The 18,548-nt window shown below is 32.6% G+C and carries 18 protein-coding genes and 1 pseudogene; 7 read left to right on the forward strand and 12 right to left on the reverse strand.

Annotated elements, in window-relative coordinates; translation table 11 throughout:
• Positions 1-77 precede the first annotated feature (77 nt).
• Positions 78-692: pseudogene (locus tag STRUR_RS08940) on the forward strand (family 1 glycosylhydrolase); the annotation flags it as partial.
• Positions 693-717: 25 nt separating this feature from the next.
• On the opposite strand, the gene STRUR_RS08945 reads toward STRUR_RS08940, so the two are convergent.
• On the reverse strand, positions 718-1,017 hold the full coding sequence (locus tag STRUR_RS08945) for a hypothetical protein (RefSeq protein WP_006738432.1): 300 nt from the start codon (positions 1,015-1,017) through the stop codon (positions 718-720).
• Positions 1,018-1,217: 200 nt separating this feature from the next.
• Between STRUR_RS08945 and STRUR_RS08950 the strand changes: the two genes are divergently transcribed.
• Genes STRUR_RS08950 through STRUR_RS08965 form a run of 4 tightly spaced genes read left to right on the forward strand, consistent with a single transcriptional unit; the run spans position 1,218 to position 4,584 of the window.
• Entirely contained in the window at positions 1,218-2,372 is a 1,155-nt protein-coding gene (locus STRUR_RS08950) for a betaine/proline/choline family ABC transporter ATP-binding protein (RefSeq protein ID WP_006738580.1), read from the forward strand.
• Positions 2,372-3,004: an ABC transporter permease gene (locus STRUR_RS08955; RefSeq protein ID WP_006739626.1), complete on the forward strand. Its 633-nt coding sequence runs from the start codon at positions 2,372-2,374 to the stop codon at positions 3,002-3,004. The genes STRUR_RS08950 and STRUR_RS08955 overlap by 1 nt, the downstream gene beginning before the upstream one ends.
• Position 3,005: 1 nt before the next feature.
• Entirely contained in the window at positions 3,006-3,932 is a 927-nt protein-coding gene (locus STRUR_RS08960) for an osmoprotectant ABC transporter substrate-binding protein (protein WP_006739302.1), read from the forward strand.
• A gap of 1 nt (position 3,933) precedes the next feature.
• Entirely contained in the window at positions 3,934-4,584 is a 651-nt protein-coding gene (locus STRUR_RS08965) for an ABC transporter permease (protein WP_006738711.1), read from the forward strand.
• Between the two features lie 28 nt (positions 4,585-4,612).
• On the opposite strand, the gene STRUR_RS08970 is transcribed toward STRUR_RS08965, so the two are convergent.
• Genes STRUR_RS08970 through STRUR_RS08985 form a run of 4 tightly spaced genes read right to left on the reverse strand, consistent with a single transcriptional unit; the run spans position 4,613 to position 9,067 of the window.
• Complete coding sequence (locus STRUR_RS08970) at positions 4,613-5,323, reverse strand: transaldolase (protein WP_006740485.1); 711 nt, start codon at positions 5,321-5,323, stop codon at positions 4,613-4,615.
• Between the two features lie 11 nt (positions 5,324-5,334).
• On the reverse strand, positions 5,335-6,711 hold the full coding sequence (gene ulaA, locus STRUR_RS08975; RefSeq protein WP_006740176.1) for a PTS ascorbate transporter subunit IIC: 1,377 nt from the start codon (positions 6,709-6,711) through the stop codon (positions 5,335-5,337).
• Positions 6,712-6,740: 29 nt separating this feature from the next.
• The gene (locus tag STRUR_RS08980; protein ID WP_006739412.1) at positions 6,741-7,022 is read right to left on the reverse strand and encodes a PTS sugar transporter subunit IIB; all 282 of its coding nucleotides are present in this window, start codon (positions 7,020-7,022) and stop codon (positions 6,741-6,743) included.
• Positions 7,019-9,067 (reverse strand): BglG family transcription antiterminator, encoded by a 2,049-nt coding sequence (locus STRUR_RS08985; protein ID WP_006738942.1) that lies wholly within the window; start codon positions 9,065-9,067, stop codon positions 7,019-7,021. The genes STRUR_RS08980 and STRUR_RS08985 overlap by 4 nt, the downstream gene beginning before the upstream one ends.
• Positions 9,068-9,372: 305 nt before the next feature.
• Between STRUR_RS08985 and STRUR_RS08990 the strand changes: the two genes are divergently transcribed.
• On the forward strand, positions 9,373-11,178 hold the full coding sequence (locus STRUR_RS08990) for a heavy metal translocating P-type ATPase (protein WP_006738625.1): 1,806 nt from the start codon (positions 9,373-9,375) through the stop codon (positions 11,176-11,178).
• Positions 11,179-11,217: 39 nt separating this feature from the next.
• Here the strand turns inward: STRUR_RS08990 and STRUR_RS08995 are convergent, their stop codons facing one another.
• The 7 genes from STRUR_RS08995 to STRUR_RS09025 form a co-directional block, all read right to left on the reverse strand.
• Positions 11,218-11,502 (reverse strand): PTS sugar transporter subunit IIB, encoded by a 285-nt coding sequence (locus STRUR_RS08995; protein ID WP_006739869.1) that lies wholly within the window; start codon positions 11,500-11,502, stop codon positions 11,218-11,220.
• 9 nt (positions 11,503-11,511) lie between these two features.
• Positions 11,512-12,831 carry a PTS galactitol transporter subunit IIC gene (locus tag STRUR_RS09000; protein WP_006739637.1) on the reverse strand — a complete coding sequence of 440 codons (1,320 nt, stop codon included), beginning with the start codon at positions 12,829-12,831 and terminating at the stop codon, positions 11,512-11,514.
• 10 nt (positions 12,832-12,841) lie between these two features.
• The gene (locus tag STRUR_RS09005) at positions 12,842-13,297 is read right to left on the reverse strand and encodes a PTS sugar transporter subunit IIA (protein WP_006739639.1); all 456 of its coding nucleotides are present in this window, start codon (positions 13,295-13,297) and stop codon (positions 12,842-12,844) included.
• 85 nt (positions 13,298-13,382) lie between these two features.
• A complete protein-coding gene (locus STRUR_RS09010) occupies positions 13,383-15,299 on the reverse strand; it encodes a BglG family transcription antiterminator (RefSeq protein WP_006739554.1) in 1,917 nt (638 codons plus the stop codon).
• Between the two features lie 80 nt (positions 15,300-15,379).
• Entirely contained in the window at positions 15,380-15,898 is a 519-nt protein-coding gene (locus STRUR_RS09015) for a YjbQ family protein (RefSeq protein WP_006740004.1), read from the reverse strand.
• Between the two features lie 4 nt (positions 15,899-15,902).
• Complete coding sequence (locus tag STRUR_RS09020) at positions 15,903-16,601, reverse strand: triose-phosphate isomerase (protein ID WP_006738661.1); 699 nt, start codon at positions 16,599-16,601, stop codon at positions 15,903-15,905.
• Positions 16,582-17,439 carry a class II fructose-bisphosphate aldolase gene (locus STRUR_RS09025; RefSeq protein WP_006739108.1) on the reverse strand — a complete coding sequence of 286 codons (858 nt, stop codon included), beginning with the start codon at positions 17,437-17,439 and terminating at the stop codon, positions 16,582-16,584. The genes STRUR_RS09020 and STRUR_RS09025 overlap by 20 nt, the downstream gene beginning before the upstream one ends.
• Before the next feature lie 139 nt (positions 17,440-17,578).
• Between STRUR_RS09025 and STRUR_RS09030 the strand changes: the two genes are divergently transcribed.
• Positions 17,579-18,520 (forward strand): sugar-binding transcriptional regulator, encoded by a 942-nt coding sequence (locus STRUR_RS09030; RefSeq protein ID WP_006740225.1) that lies wholly within the window; start codon positions 17,579-17,581, stop codon positions 18,518-18,520.
• The last annotated feature ends 28 nt before the right edge of the window (positions 18,521-18,548 follow it).

Raw genomic sequence — 18,548 nt, forward strand, 5'->3', positions numbered from 1 at the left:
CTTATCAATTACCAGACGGATTTTTATGGGGTGGTGCAACAGATGACTTTCAATTTGAAGGTGGTTTTGACCAAGGTGGACGTGGTTATTACCCTCGCTATTCAAAAGAAATCTGGCGTCATCACGATGTTAACGAAATTATCTTTGAAGAAGGTGATGAAGACATCTTAAAAGAAGGTCAGTTAGATTTTATTTCATTTAGTTACTATCGTTCCAATACAACTGAAGCTGGAGATGACTGGTTTAATGTTGGGGGTTCAGGTAACCCTTATCTTAAGGAAACACCATGGGGATGGGCAGTTGATCCACTTGGACTAAGACATGTCATGAATGAAATTTACGATCGTATCCAAAAACCAATTTTTATTGTCGAAAATGGTATGGGCGCTATTGATCAAGCCGATGAAAATGATTATGTTGAAGATGATTACCGTATAGATTTCCTTAGAGATCACCTCCAAAATATGGCGGATGCTATTAATATCGATGGTGTTGAATGTCTTGGCTATACAATGTGGGCACCAATTGATCTTGTTTCACTCTCTACAGGTGAAATGAAAAAACGCTATGGTTTTATCTATGTTGATATGGACGATAAAGGCAATGGCAGCCTTAAACGAACACCTAAAAAATCTTACCAATGGATGAAAGCTATTGTAGAATCAAATAGTCAAAAACTTGCAGAATTATAAAAAACCAGGATAAATCCTGGTTTTTTTATGCTAGTTGATACACTTTTGTGCTGACTAACTCAAAGACATCATTTTCTTGAAACCAAATCGCATTCCAGTCAGCTTGAGAGCGCTCAAAAGCTGTCCTTTCTTGGTAATCTTCAATTGTCTGGTAATAGATATTTAAAGAAATATCGGTGTAGTCATTGTGTTCTAAAAATGCCATTTCAATTTTTGTATTTGTTAGCTGAGAATCAAACTTGGGGTCAGCTGATTCAGCAAATTTTGCCAGTAACTGTTCTTTATTTATTGTCTTGACACGATATAAAAAGTCTACTCTAATCATTTTTTTCTCACTTTTTCTTTAGTGGCTTTAGTTTACTAAAGACTTTTAGATATAGCAAGAAAACCAACTTTACTACTCCTTTATGATAGGTAAAATTTACTTAAAGACTAAAAAGATTAAAAATTAAAAACAAAATTCAGACAGTATGGAAAAGTTTTGATATTATTATTATAATATCGCTTTTTTAAGAGGAGAAAATAATGGCTCAAGAACCTATCATTGAATATCAGAATGTTAATAAAATTTACGGTGACAATGTTGCTGTCGAAAATATTAACCTAACCATTAATCCTGGTGATTTTGTTTGCTTTATAGGAACTAGTGGTTCTGGTAAGACAACTTTAATGCGTATGATTAATCATATGCTAAAACCAACAAATGGGAAATTATTATTCAAAGGTAAAGATATTTCAACCATCAATCCTATTGAATTAAGACGTAAGATCGGTTATGTGATTCAAAATATTGGATTAATGCCACACATGACCATTTACGAAAATATTGTTTTAGTTCCAAAATTACTAAAATGGTCTGAAGAAGAAAAAAGAGCTAAAGCTAGAGAATTAATCAAATTGGTAGAATTGCCAGAAGATTTTCTAGACCGTTATCCTAGTGAACTTTCAGGTGGGCAACAACAACGTATTGGTGTTATTCGTGCACTTGCAGCTGACCAAGATATCATTTTAATGGATGAACCCTTTGGTGCGCTAGACCCTATCACACGTGAAGGTATCCAAGACTTAGTAAAATCTCTTCAAAAAGAAATGGGAAAAACTATTGTTTTAGTAACTCATGACATGGACGAAGCCCTCAAACTAGCAACTAAAATTGTCGTTATGGATGGCGGAAAAATGGTTCAAGAAGGGACTCCAAATGACCTCTTACACCATCCAGCAACTAGCTTTGTTGAACAGATGATTGGTGAGGAAAGACTTCTCCACGCGCAAGCTGATATCACACCTGTTAAGCAAATCATGTTAAAAAATCCTGTATCTATCACTGCTGAAAAAACACTAACTGAGGCAATCACCTTGATGCGCCAAAAACGGGTTGACTCACTCTTAGTTACAGATGATGATAAATTAATTGGTTTTGTCGACTTAGAATCTTTAAGCAGCAAATACAAAAAAGACAGATTGGTTTCTGATATCTTAAAACATACAGATTTCTATGTTATGGAAGATGACCTCCTTAGAGATACAGCTGAACGTATCTTAAAACGTGGATTGAAATATGCACCAGTTGTTGATAAAGAAAATAACCTAAAAGGTATCGTTACAAGAGCATCTCTCGTTGATATGCTTTATGATATCATTTGGGGAGATGGTGATACAGAAACGGAGGATGATCAGTAATGCTTGATTTTCTTTCAGAATATGGTACTCAAATCCTTGTCAAAACTTGGGAACAAATTTATATCTCATTTTTTGCCATGGCACTTGGTATCTTAATTGCTGTGCCATTAGGAGTTTTACTGACCCGTTTTCCAAAAACAGCAAAAATCGTAATTTCAATTGCTAGTATGCTACAAACCATTCCAAGTTTGGCCCTTTTGGCTTTGATGATTCCTTTATTTGGTATCGGGAAAACACCAGCTATCATTGCTTTGTTTATCTATTCTCTCTTACCAATCTTAAGAAATACTTATATCGGGATGGATAATGTCAGTCCTACTTTAAAAGACTGTGCTAAAGGAATGGGAATGAAACCCATACAATCTATTTTTCAGGTTGAATTACCATTAGCAATACCAATCATAATGGCTGGTATTCGTCTTTCAACCATTTATGTAATTGCTTGGGCAACCCTAGCCTCATATATTGGAGCTGGTGGTCTTGGTGACTTGATTTTCAGTGGGTTAAATCTTTTCCAACCAAAACTAATCCTAGGTGGTACAATCCCTGTTATTATCCTCTCACTTATCATTGATTATTTATTAGGCCTATTAGAAACTGCATTAACACCAAAAACAAGAAGGGAGGCCTAAAATGTTTAAAAAATCACGTTTACTCTGGTTTCCACTTGTAATGCTATCGTTAGTTATCGTATCTGGCTGTCAATTAACTGGACAAACAAAATTCTCAAATAAAACCATTAAGGTTGCAGCTCAAAGTTCTACTGAATCTAGTATCGTTGCTAATATTGTCACTGAATTGATTCATCATGAACTAGGTTATAACACAACTCTTATTAGTAACCTTGGTTCTTCAACCGTGACTCACCAAGCTTTACTTCGTGGCGATGCTGATATTGCCGCAACACGTTATACTGGTACTGACATTACTGGTACTCTTGGTTTAAAAGCTGTTAAAGACCCAACAAAAGCTGCCAAATTAGTAAAATCTGAATTCCAAAAACGTTATGACCAAACTTGGTATCCTACCTATGGCTTTTCAGATACTTATGCTTTTATGGTAACAAAGGCCTTTGCAAAAGAAAATAATGTTACTAAAATTTCTGATCTCAAAAAACTAGCAACAAATATGAAAGCTGGTGTCGATAGCTCTTGGATGAACCGTGAAGGAGATGGCTATAATGATTTTAAAAAAACTTATGGCTTTAGCTTCACACATATTTACCCAATGCAAATTGGGCTTGTGTACGATGCCGTTGAAAGCAACAAAATGCAATCTGTTTTAGGGTATTCAACTGACGGTCGTATCTCAAGTTATGATCTTGAAATTTTAAAAGATGACAAACAATTCTTCCCGCCATATGAAGCATCAATGGTAGTTAATAATTCCGTTATTAAAAATGATCCTAAATTGAAAAAGCTACTTCATCGTTTAGATGGAAAAATTAATCTCAAAACAATGCAAAACTTGAATTATCGAGTAGATGATAAGTTATTAGAGCCTTCAGTTGTTGCAAAACAATTTTTAGAAAAAAACCATTATTTTAGAGGAGATAAATAAGATGAAAAATATGAATACTTTCCAACAGTTTATCTACTATTTTCAACATAATGGCAGCTACATTTCACAACAATTTATCCATCACTTTTTAATCTCAGTATATGGCGTTTTATTAGCAGCACTTGTTGGAATTCCTCTAGGTATTTTTATTGCAAGGCGACGTAAAATCAAAGGTGTTGTCATGGGGATTGCCAATGTTATCCAAACCATTCCTTCTTTAGCTATGATTTCTATTATCATGTTAGGCTTAGGGCTTGGTATTAAAACTGTTATTGCAACTGTATTCCTTTATTCTTTATTACCAATAATTACAAATACATACACTGGTATCAGAAATGTTGATGACAATCTTCTAGATGCTGCTAAAGGTATGGGAATGACTACACGTCAACGTCTTTTTATGGTAGAATTACCTCTTTCAATCTCAGTAATCATGGCAGGTCTTCGAAATGCATTAGTCGTTGCTATTGGGATTACTGCAATTGGTGCTTTCGTCGGCGGGGGCGGTCTTGGTGATATTATTATCCGCGGGACAAACGCCACAAACGGTGGTGCCATTATCCTAGCAGGATCTCTACCTACTGCTTTAATGGCCATCTTTTCAGATATCATCTTGGGAGGCATCCAACGTATGCTAGAACCTAGAAAATAAAGAACCGAAGATTGACTTCGGTCTTTTTTTATTCTAATATTTTAAATCCTAAGCTATTACTATCATTTAAAAACATATTAACGGTTTCTAAAGAGTAGGTTTCTAAATCCTTCCCTGCCAAAGATAATTTTTTAATTAAATCAGGGGTACAAGTAATAATATCAACTCCTAAGGCATTTGCTTGATAGATATTAAATGTTTCTCTAGGACTAGCCCATAATAGTTCAATAGATTTCTTAGCATGACATATTGATAAGGCTTCTTTCATAATTGGAATTGGATCGATTCCCGTATCCGCAATTCTACCCGCAAAAACTGAGACAATAGCAGGCGTGTCTTCTGATAAAGCTTCGACAACTTCTTTAACTTGTTTAATTGTAAAAATAGCTGTTACATTTAGTTTAATACCATTGTGTGATAGTTTATTAATTAATTTAGCAGTTGATTCACCTTGCGAATTAGTAACAGGTATTTTGACATAAACATTGTCGCCTAATTGTGCAATTCGATTTGCTTCTTTTTCCATTTCTGATAAGTCATCAGCGAAAACTTCAAATGATACTGGATAATCTGTGATGACCTTTAGAACATCATTAGCAAAACCAATATAACTTTTTATGCCTGCTTTCTTCATTAGGCTAGGATTTGTTGTAAAACCACTAACTCTTCCAGAATTGAGATCCTTCAACATATCATTTAAGACTGCACCATCTGAGAACACTTTTACCTTTAATTCCATTTTTTCCACCTCTACTCTTCTGTAATATTATTGATAGCAGTTGTTTTTTTGGTTATTAAAGTTGGTAAAATTAAAGCAATAACCATTAATGCCACAATCAAATAAATACCAATTTGTCCGATTGACCCACCAATTCGTCCTAGAAGGATTCCAAAGACACCAAAATCAAAATCACCAAAAGTAGTATTTGCAAAGCCTAATTTACCAAGTACTGGCAAGACTGCTGCTGGTAAAAAGGCTAAAAAGAGACCATTTACAAAAGCTCCTGCAACTGCTCCACGACGTCCACCAGTGGAATTGCCATATATCCCAGCTGTCGCCCCACAAAAGAAATGTGGTACCATACCAGGAATAATAAGGACACCTCCAATAGCACCTAAAATAAACATGCCGATTAAACCGCCTAAAAAGCTAGACGCAAATCCTAAAATAACCGCCGTTGGTGCATATGGGAAAAAGACTGCACAATCTACTGCCGGTACTGCATTTGGTATTAGTTTTGTCGCAATTCCTTGGAAAGCAGGAATCAAATCAGCTAAAATCATTCTGACACCAGAATAAACAATAGCTACACCAACCGCAAATGTTAAACCACTAATGATAGCAAAGATAAATGGGTTTTCCCCCCCACTTAATTGATCAATAACCTTAGGATTTCTAATCAAACAAGCTATAACACCAACCAAGTAAAAGACAACCATCACTAATCCCGTTGAAATAGTTGTATTTCTTAAAAAACTCCATTTCTCAGAAATATGTAATTCCTCTGTACTTTCACTACCTTTACCAACTTTTGATCCAATCCAAGCAGATAAGTAATAACCTAGACTACCAAAATGTCCCATTGCTATCTCGTCACCATCGGTTACTTTTAAAGTGTATTTTTGTCCAATTGCAGGTGAGATAGCTGACCAAGAACCTAATATAAGACCACCAACTAGAACCATAGGTATACCACTAAAATGTAATGCACCCAATACTGCTGATAATAAACAAGCCATGAAGAAACTATGGTGCCCTGTCAAAAAGATATATTTATATCTTGTAAATCTCGCAATCAATAAATTAATAAGTAAACCAATGATTAGTATTGACATGGTTTCAACCCCTAGAATTTTTTGAGCTACCGATGTGACAGCTTCATTATTAGGGACTACACCTGTAATGTTAAATCCTTTTTGAATTAATGTTGCTAACGGGTTGAGATTTGCTTGAATAACTCCTGCACCTGCAGAAAGCATTAGATACCCTAAAATAGGTCCCAATGTTCCTGTCAGAACTTTATGACCAGGTGTCTTTAAAGCAATTAAACCAACAAAAGCAATTAGTCCCATTAAAAATGCAGGTTCACTTAAGATATTTTGGAAAAATATTAGTACTGAATTCATCATTCAACTCCTTTTTGAATTTTACAGTTTTATTGTTCACTCATCTCCTTAAGGACAGGAACAAGACTTTCTTCAATTTTTTTACGATTAGTATAACTTTTGACAATACAAAGTTTAGTGCCTGCTGGAAAAATATCCTCAAATTCTTTTACGGTTACATAAAGGTCTGCATTCTTTCCAACTGCAGCATTTGAATCACAAGACTCAGCATCAACGTCGATACCCAAATCTTTTGCGATTGCTTCAACTTTCATTCTTAGTAATAGACTACTTCCTATACCATTTCCACAAACGGTTACAACTTTAATCATTTTTCTTCCTCCATTTTTAGTTTTGTATTTATGATGGTTAATATCTGAGATTGATCAGTTGCATTTGCAATATCAGATATAATTGTTTCATCCTCTAACACCACTGCTAATTCTTGCAGAGCTTTTAAGTGAGCTGTTGAATCAATAGCAGCTAATACAAAAATTAACCTCACTTGTTTATCTAAGTCACCATCTTTTTCAATATCAAAATCAACAGGTTCTTTTAATTGGAGTAGGCTGATTCCTAATTTATGAACACCAAATTTAGGTAAAGCATGAGGTACAGCCACCCCTGGTGCGAGAACAATATAAGAACCATGTTCCTTAACAGAATCTATCATTGCTTCAACATAGGTATCTGAAATATAACCATTCTTTTGAAGTGGCGTCGAAGCTAGTCTTATTGCTTCTTTCCAATCTTTGACTGAGTCGACTTGTAAGATAAGTTCACTCTTTAACAAATCCATTAACCCATTTCCTCCTTTGTTAATAAGATCATTTGGACTGACCAGATAAGTTGACAGTTCATCAATCAGTCGTTCTTTATGTCTAATTGTTGTGTTTTTTTCAATAATTGCTAATAGTTTATTAATTTGGATACAACTATCATCATGAATTCCAAAATCTGTCGCAATTCGTCTTTTTAAGAGTAACTTTTCTAGTGGATTCATCACAATTTCAACCTTGTAAAAGGGTTTTAAAGTCTCAAAATAGCTGGTTGAAAAAATCAAATCATAAGAGTCTAAATCAAGTTCTTTAATTTTTCCAATTTCATGAATTTCTAAAAATGTCATTTCTGGGAAAAGTTGATTCAAGTTAGACTGTAAAATCAAAGATGAACTAATTCCATTAGGGCAAACAGTCAATGCTCTTATAGGTTTTTCCTCATGTTTGTTAACATTTTCAAGGTAACCACCAAAATGAACTGTAAAATAAGCAATCTCATCATCGTTTATTTTTGTGTTGGTAGCTATTTCTATTGGTTCAAGGCTTTTTTGAACCAGATAAAAGAGAGACTTGTATTCCTCCATTATCTTTTCTTTTAAAGGATTGTTGTAAGTTATCCCAAACAATATACGATGATAAGCTGAGTAAAAATGAGAATAGAGATTCTGATAAAAAATAGGTTTATTTTGGACATCAAAACCTGTATAAGCAATCATATTAGCGGTAACAGTTTCCATTAGTCTATAAATATGAAGATTATAATTGCGATTTATATCTCCTTGTATCGAACATAATAATCGTGAAGTAATAATGGACTGATAATTCCTTAAATTTGGAAATAAAATCATTAATTCACTCACTAACGGTTCAATGTAACTATCACTAATATCATTGCTTACAATTGATTCGCTAAATTGACACTTATTAACTGTATTTAATATAGCAAATAGATAAGCGACTTCTTTAACCTTATCGCGAATAAAATAGATTTGATGTGTTTTTCCAATACGATAGATGACTGATAACATCTCATCGATATAAATCTTAGTTTCATCAGTCTCAAGGACATATTTGATAATCCATTTTCCCGATGGATAGGCTAAGAGTCTGGAAATCAAATCTTCTAAAAGAAGAATGAAATGATTAAAGTTAGCCTCAATAAAATAACCTCTTTGTCTGGTATAATTGAGCTTAAACCCTTTTAAACTTAGGTCTTCACGTATTTTTTTAATATCATTTAATATTGAATTTTTACTCATCTTTAGCAGATACTGTAAGTCAAAGTTAGACACATATTGATCTGATACTAAAATATACAATTGGATTATCTCCAACCTTTCTGCTTGAAAAAAGAATTCTGAGACATTACCAAAAACCTTATCAAATAAATCATTTAGTGCTATTTCAGGAACCTTGATAAAATGATTATCCATTTTTATTTTTTCAAATCCATATTCTTCTAGTTCCCTATTAATTTTTTCAATATCTTGCTGTAATCCGCGACGATTAACTTTTAGGTATTCCTCTAATTCAGAAATGGAACAATAATTGTATCTTGAAAATAGCTGAAATTTTTCAATGAGCTCGTTTGAAATCAACTTTCATCCTCCTACAGTTCAATTATACAAGTAAGCGTTTCCAACAACAAGCTTATTTTAGCCCAATTTAGAACAAAATGATAAACCTCTTCTTGTGCTAAATCTTGATAAATCCTTTTATATAGCTATTTATTCCTATTTTTAATTTTTGGGTTTTTCCATATTTTAACGTATTTATTTGATCTTTTATCATTTGGTTATCACTTTTAATAACATTAAATTTAAAAAAAATTATATCTTTTGTTGACTTTTCACTCTTCCTTAATTATAATCATTATAAATAAGGAAATAAGTAGGAAATAATCATGTCAAATAACAAAAAATTTTTTATTACCATAGTCATAGGCTTGGTGGCTCTCTTTTTAACATTTGGGCTTCAACAAGAGAAGCTTGCTTATATGTTAGTTGCCATTGCTGGAGGTATTGTTTCACTGTCCATGCTTATGGAAATGGTGAAAACTTTACGCGAGGGAAAATATGGTGTCGATATTTTAGCCATTACTGCTATTATTGCAACCTTAGCAGTCGGTGACTATTGGGCATCATTAATGATTCTGATCATGTTAACTGGTGGTGAAAGTCTAGAGGATTATGCCAGTAAACAAGCAAGCAGAGAACTCCGTAGCTTATTAGACAAGACACCTCAATTAGCTCATCGAACAAATGGTAATCAAATTGAAGACATAGAAGTCGATGACCTTCATATAGGTAACTCTGTTTTGGTTAAACCAAATGAAATGGTCCCTGTTGATGGTGTAATTTCAAAAGGGGAATCTGATTTTGATGAATCCTCATTAACAGGTGAATCTAAACCAATTGAGAAAAAAATTGGTGATCAATTACTGTCTGGTTCTATTAATGGCACTAATGCCATTTACTTTACCGTATCTGCTTTGGCTAAAGATAGCCAATATCAACAATTAGTTCAGCTAGTCAAAGAATCTTCTGATAATCCAGCACCCTTTGTACGCCTTGCAGATAAGTATTCTGTACCATTTACAATTTTGGCTTATCTCATAGGTGGTTTAGCTTGGTTTATCTCTAAGGATCCCGTTCGTTTTGCACAAGTTCTTGTGGTTGCATCACCTTGTCCTCTAATTCTGGCAGCACCAGTTGCCTTAGTAGCAGGGATGAGTCAATCCTCAAAAAATGGTATCATTATCAAAACAGGAACAAGCATTGAAAAATTAGCACAGGCTAAAACAGTTGCCTTTGATAAAACAGGTACGATAACACAAGGTAATCTCATTGTTGATCAGATTTTTACCAATCATATTCCAGAAACAGATCTACTCACTTATGCTGCTAGTTTAGAGCAAGCATCATCTCATATTTTGGCCAGATCAATTGTGTCTTATACTAAGAAACAAAATTTAAAAATCATTGAGATGGAAAATGTTCAAGAAATAACAGCACAAGGTGTCACTGGCCGTTATGATAATCACCAGTATGCTGCTGGTAAAATCTCATTGATTGAGGATGAAAGTCATCTCACAGAAAGTCAACAAACAACAGTCTATATTGCTAAAGACGGACAATATCTAGGACATATCACCTTTAAAGATGCCATCAGACCTGAATCAAAAGAAACCATGACTAGACTAAAATCTTCTGGCATTGAACATCTTGTCATGTTAACTGGTGATAAAAAAGAGATTGCAAAAGAGATTGCAGCTCAAGTAGGTATTTCTGAATACCATGCAGAATGTCTCCCTCAAGATAAAATTAATTTCTTAAAATCAGTCTCTAAAGACAATCGTCCAGTGATTATGGTTGGTGATGGTGTCAATGATGCACCAGCTCTTGCTTCAGCTGACATTGGAATAGCTATGGGAGCACATGGCTCAACAGCAGCTAGTGAAAGTGCTGACGCTGTTATCTTAAAAGATGATTTAAGTAAAGTTGCTACTGTTGTTACCATCTCTAAACACACTATGACGATTGCCAAACAATCAGTCCTGATTGGCTTAATTGTCTGTGTCGTCCTTATGTTAATTGCATTTACTGGTATCATTCCAACACTTATCGGTGCAATCTTACAAGAACTGGTTGATACCGTATCTATCTTATCTGCTCTTCGTGCAAAGAATAAACCAAAAAAAAAATCATAAAAAGGACTTAGGAAAGTCCTTTTTATGATTTTTGATAATTTATTTGTCCAATTCTTCTCTTAATTCTTCCCAAAGACCATCAGTTCCAATTCCAGTGAGAAGAGGTAAACCCATGATTACCTTGTCTTTGATATTATCAGGAACTACAGTAGTACTAATGACAATGTCATAATCGTCGATTTTGTTAACTTCCTCCGCTACTTTTGATTGATATAATTTAACTGAGTCAGAATAACCATTTTCTGAGAGCCATTCTTTGACCTTTCCTGTTACAACTGTAGAAGTTGCAATGCCTGATCCACACATTACTAGTAATTTTTTCATTATTTTCACCTATTTCTTAATTTTATTTTCGTAGATTAATCCAGCAAGTGATGATATAAAGATAACACTTATGATCACCCATGGTAAATAATTTGCTGCAAATACAAATAATCCTGTGGTCCAGAGTCCTCCTTCTGCTAATGCTGTAATTTGAGAATTTCCTGCTAAATTAAATTTAGCTGCTTTAGCTGCTGAAGTGACCAAAGGGGCTACCCAAGAAGTTATATAAAGAATAGAAATTAAATAAATTGTTCCCCCTACAACAGTACGAACAATATTTCCTTCAAAGACTGCAGCCATCAAACAGACTACAAAAGGTATTGTAGCTAAATCTCCAAAAGGTAATGTCGTATTTCCTGGCAATATTACAGCCAATAAAATTGTTATTGGGACTAGAATTAATGAACTTGATAGAACAGCTGGATGACCTACTGACAATGCTGAGTCCATGCCAATATTGACTTCACGTCCTGGGAAGCGTTTTTGAACAAAACTATTTGCTGCTTCTGAAATTGGTGCAAGTCCTTCCATAAGAATTGACACCATTCTAGGCATTAATAACATAACAGCCGCAGTTTTAACACCTAATTGTAATATCCCTGCAGCATCATAACCTGCAAGTATACCTATGACAATTCCTATTATTAATCCAATTACAGTGCTCTCTCCAAAAATGCCAAACTTTTTCTGAATTGTTTCAGGATCAGCTTGTATTTTATTAAATCCTGGTATATGATCGAATAACCAATTTAAAGGTATTGCAACAAAAAATCCTGGTGCAGATGTTCCATGTGGAAAAGTTATATTTGGAAAACCATAGAATTTCTTTATCATTGGTGCAATAATATCAGCGAATAAATAGATCATTACTTGATAGGCTATCATACCATATAAACCTAATCCAAAGTTATTGGTTACAGCGAACACTAGCGAACCTATGAAGGCAGCATGCCAAAAATTCCACATATCTACCATTAAAGTTTTTGTCCATCCTAAAAATAGGAGTATTAAGTTTATTCCTACTCCAAGTGGTATTGCTAAGCTACCAAGTAATGTTCCGTATGAAATTGCTGAAGCCGCTGGCCAACCAACATCAACTGTGTGAAGACTTAAACCAAAGCGTTTAACCATTTCTTGTGCTGCAGTTCCTAAACTACCAGATAGTAGGTCTACAATTAGGTTTAAACCTACAAAGCCTATCCCAACTGTCAATCCTGCAGTAAATGACTTTTTGGCTGGTGTCCCTAATAATAATCCAAATAGAAAAATTAAGATGGGTAGAACAACTATAGCACCCAAATTAATAAAACTTTGTAGCGCATCTAACATTTTTTGCCTCCTAAAGAATATTATTTTTTTTCAATAAATCTTCTATTTTTTTTTCTTCTCCTACAGAAAATTGCATTAGTTTTCTAACTATATTTTCATCCTGCAAAAGTGCCATCAATTTTTGCAACATTTCAACTTGTGAATGTGCTTCTTTGATTGCTAACATAATAATTAATTTAACATTAACAACTTGGTCTGAGGTTCCCATTTGAATAAATTGAATTGGTTCTTTTAGAGTAGCAATTCCAATTGCTGTTTGTGTGACATATTCAGGATCTGTATGAGGAATAGCAACACCATAATCTGAGAATTGAAGACCTGTTGGGAATGATTTTTCTCTTTCTAATAAAGCATTAGTGAAACTTTCTTTAGCAAAACCAGATTCAATAAAATATTTACCAAATTTCAATAATGCTTCTTCTGTATTATTCCAGTTTTGATTTAATAATACTATGTCAGACATCATTTATCGTCACCTCATTTCTTAATTACATTATAATAAAAGCGTTTTCAAAACAAAAATCAAAAAACTTCCACATTATTGTAGAAGTTTAGATAATTTCTAAAATTTCTTTTATTTTTCTTGCTCTTGTTATCTGATTAACTACCATTGAATCTACAATTTTTGAATAGAATTCTAAAAGTGGCTCTTTATATAACACTTCTTCATCTTTTTTTATTGATATGAGCGCAACAACACTTACATTATTTTTCCCCCAAAGTATTGGTTTATTCAATGTAAGAACTTGTAATTGAGAAACTTTTACAAACTTAGGATCAGCATGAGGTAATGCAATTCCAGTATACAAACTTGTACTTCCCATTTTTTCTCTATTAATAATTGATTCTTTAAAACCATTAGAACTATTATTTAAATGATGTGATTGTGTAACTAAAAAGTCAATACATTCTTCTAATGTTGTGAAATTTTTTTGAAAGTAAACAGAGTTTGAAAGTAGAACAGATAATTGTGAACTTGCGAGATTAAAATCCACTGTTGATCTATTTTGTTCTATATTTCCATAAGTAAGATTAAGATATTTTTGTTGAATGAGCGAAATGTCATCATTACTAAGTAGCGGACTTACTAAACAATAGTCCTTTGTGTCGAGTTCTAAAATAATAGAGCTTATCAATATATCATATTTTTTACCATTTTTGATATCAATCAAATCTACTTTTTCAACAAAATCAAATTCAGTAATAAAATCTTTTATAGAACTGATAATTAATTCAGAAGTTGCGATGCCATGTGGACACACTACTCCAATAGAAACTGGACGACGTAATTCTTTAAGGGCAGCAACAAAATATAAGGTTAAAAATGCTAATTCTGATTCAGGAATTTCGATTTCAAAAGTCAGCTCTAAAACATTAGATGCTTGCCAAACGATATTATATAAGGAATTATATCTTTTATTTATCTCTTTTGTTAAGCCATTTTTGATGTTAATTTTATTTTTTATTCGATAAACCATGGGTTCAATATGATTGATTAACTTATATTGTATTGTATCAATTAATGAAAAATTAATCTTAGAGATACTACTTACTTGTTCTATAAATGCATTAATGGATTCTTCATATAGTTTCGAAGGTTCTTTTATCTTTTTGTAAGTAACAGATAATATCGAATTTGAAATAAAATTGATTTGATTTGGATTAATCTGAAAGGTTTCTATTTTTAATATATTAGCTAATAATTCTGCAGCAAATAAATAATTGGGATAGGTATCTTGTATCTCTTCCAATTGAAATAGATGTGTACTATCTTGTTGTAATAGATAACGAGATTTTGCAATCAATAGATCCGTAATAAGGTAAATTTCATATTGTTGTGAAATGAAAAAATCATACTTTTCACATAACTCACGAATACATGTCACAGTATCTAAAATATCTTGTTTTAAAAAGAGAACAGTCGCTAGTTCACTTTCTTGCCATTCAACAGCGTTTGAACAAAAATGATCAATTAAAAAATTCCTTAGATTAATAGCAATGTCAATTTCATTTCCTAAAATATACTTTTCATTACAATGCTTTGAAATCTTAAGGTCATAATTATTTAATTCCGACTGAAGTTTATCCAAATCACGATTTACTGTAGACTCACTAATGTATAATGCATCAGCAATCTCACCTATATCTGTTTTACGATTTGATAAACAAATATATTTAACATAGTAAGGCTTTCTAGAAAAATAATCAGTGAACTTATTATTACCAATTAATTTATGGATAATTTGTCTATTCTTTTTTTTATCTTTTGCCTCTTCAAGAATTTTTATTCCATACCTTGGTTTTTTTTCAATCAAGATAGCATACGGACTTAGAAAGTCTTCTAATTTCTTAATGTCTCCTAGTATTGTTTTTGTTGAAACCTTATATTTTTTCGCAAAAACTAAAGCTGTAATATATTCTTGAGTTTCTGATAGATCCCTGAGAATCATCATTTGTCTATTATTCAATGTATTGCCCCCATCATTTTTATTATAGATTTTCTATCAAATTTGTCAAAAATAAATAGAGATGCAATTTGCAACTCTATTTATTCACCTATTACTGTTATAAGACATTTTCTTACTCTATCACGGGTTTTGTCAAAATCTACAAAATAATAATAACCAGTCTTTCCAATATTTAACTGTTTATTCTTTACATCAATTACTAAGCTTGAACCAATTATAGTTGCTTTTAGGTGAGCATCACCATTCCACAATGCTTTCTCATCATTATTTGGTAAGTAGTCATCAACATTTTCCCACGAGCGAACAGCTTTATAATGTTCAGGGCCAGGATAATTGTAAGTTTTTGAAGATACATGATTAGGAACAATTTTTTCTAGTATCTTATTCAAGTCCAGTTGCAAGAAATCATTTCCATCTTTATCAAAATCATGAGAATACTCTTCGAAAAAAACCGAACAAGTAGTATGTGGAGAAACAACTGTAATAATTCCATCCCTGATGTCACTTCTATCTAATATTTTTTGAATTTCATTTGTAATATTGTGATATGTGATTTTATTATCAGTATTCAATTTGATTTCTTCTTTATAAACTACCATCTAACTACTCCTTATTTTCAATTGCTCTTTGACACGCAAGAACCATTTCAGAAAAAGTTTCTCGGGGATCTTCACTAGTTGTAATTCCACTTGTACAACCTGTACCATCTGCACCTAATGTAATTACCCGAAAAACATCATCAGCTGTTGAAATCCCAGCGCCTTGCATAATCAAAGTTTGAGGCGATATTTCTTTTACGACTTTATTTGTATTAAGAATATATTCTTCTGAACTTATTTTTCCAGTTCCAATTAATTCAGTAGGCTCACATAGAATAATATCAGGGTGTAAAGCAGATATAGCTTTAGCTTCCTCTAATGAATTCGCACAAACTATCGTAATTAAATCGAGTTCGTCAGCTCTCTTAATAGATTGAATAATTTGATCAAAAGTCAGAGGATGTTCCGCATGATTAATAAATGTTGCAGATGCCCCTGCATATTTTACCGATTCTGGTAAGATTAACCCCATACCACGACCAGGTTTTATACCATCAATATGTTGAGCTGAAATTAATGCTGAGTTAACATTTTGAGATACGCTACTAATATCTGCAAACGGTGCTGTTAGTAATACACTTACTTGTGGATATTTATTAGCTAATATTTCAGCTAATTTTGACATTTCTTCTAAATCATGACCATACAAATAAGATTTGGGATTAAAGATGAAAAAAGGTTTCTTAATTTTTTTCTTTGCCATAATTTATTCCTTTCGTCTCAAAAACTTGGTAATAATGTTGTAAAACCAATTTCATAGCATCCTCACATGCATTCTTTTCTGATATATAATCAGAAAATTTTTGAGATTGACTAGCTTTTAATGCAGAAACTATAAAATCAGTGTAAATATTTATTTTTGAAATTCCCTGTTTTGCACATTTTTTTAGATTATCATCACCAGAAGAAGAACCTCCATGAAGTACTAAAGGAATATCAGTTCTATTTTTTATTTCCCTTAGTCGTTCAAAATTAATCTTTGGTCTACCTTTATAAATTCCATGGGCTGTACCTATTGAAATAGCAAGTGAATCAATTTTGGTTTGGTTCACAAACTCTATTACAACATCAACTTCTGTATATATAGAATCTGTTAATTGATCTGTTTCAGTCGATTGATTTGCGCCTACATGTCCTAACTCCGCTTCAACAACAATACCACGCGCGTGAGCATATTCTACTACTTTTTTTGTAATAGATATATTTTCTGCGAAGCTTTTTTGTGAAGCATCAATCATTACAGATGAAAATCCTAAATCAATTGATTTTTTAATAAATTCGAAATCTTCGCCATGATCCAAATGCAATACAACAGGTACTTTAGCATGAGTTGAGAAGAAATTCCCTATGCATGCAGCTTCCTCTAAAGAAATGATATCTGAATGTGATTGAGCAAATGCCAAAATTAAAGGTAATTGCTTTTCTTCTGCCACACTTACAAAAGCTCTAGCTGAATTCCAATCAATAAAATTTGCATGCGGGATTGCATATCCTTTCTTTCTTGAATCTTCAAACATCTTTTTAGAATCCACTTTTACCATTTAGATTAACCTCCTATAATCACTTTTTTTACCCAAATTTTATCATTTTAAAAATAATATTCAATATTAATTATGATATAATTTTACAAATGATAACTAAATAATAAATTTAGCCTAAAATACCCAAAGGAATTATCAGATGTATAATAGAAATAATTTACTCTACCTTATCGCTTCAGCATACTATATTGAAAGAAAATCAAAATCTCAAATTGCATCAGAGTTCAATATTAGCCGACCTACAGTTAACACCCTTCTAGATGAGGCTCTGCAAGATGGTACGGTTACAATATCCATTCATCCAAAACCTCATGACCAAATAAAATTATCTGAACATATTAAAGATAAATTTAATCTAAAATATGTTTCAATAACAGATAGTGCCTCAGATTATAGAATCACCAAAACTAATGTTGCACGTAATCTTGTTAATTTTATTGAAGAGAATGCATATAGACTGAAAACAATTGGTTTGGGGTGGGGAACAACTTTAAAAGAGTTTGTCGATCAAGCTAATTTTATCGATTTACATCATTTAACCATTATTCCGATGATGGGGGGTGCTAATACAGAATATGCTTACTTACATTCTAATCAATTATGTTTTTCTTTAGCTGAAAAATTTAATGCTAATACTTCATTCTTTTATGCACCAGCTATTTGTGACAGTATACATCTTAAGATGGAGTTAGAAGCATCTTATCATGTTAGAGAAGCAAAACAGCGTGCAAAATTAGTAGATATGGCAATTATCAGCATTGGAAATCCCAATAAGTCATCTACATATAAATTACTAGGAAATGTAATAAAATCTGATGAAATAAATCCTCTAGATGATATTGCATATGGTGATATCTTGGCAAGTTTTTTTGATAAGAATGGTATGATAGTCAGTACAGGACTTTCAAAAAAAATGATTGGAATAACACTTGAAGATTTAGAATATATGAAAGAAATTACAATTATTGCTAGCGGTATGAATAAGGCCGAGAGTCTATTTTATTTATTAAAAAAAGGTTTTATTGATAATATTATTATTGACTCTGAGATTGCAAATTTTCTCTATGATGTTCATTATTAATTTATAAGAATACAAATTAATATCATAA

This window comes from Streptococcus urinalis 2285-97 (genome assembly GCF_000188055.2).
Lineage (GTDB): Bacteria > Bacillota > Bacilli > Lactobacillales > Streptococcaceae > Streptococcus > Streptococcus urinalis.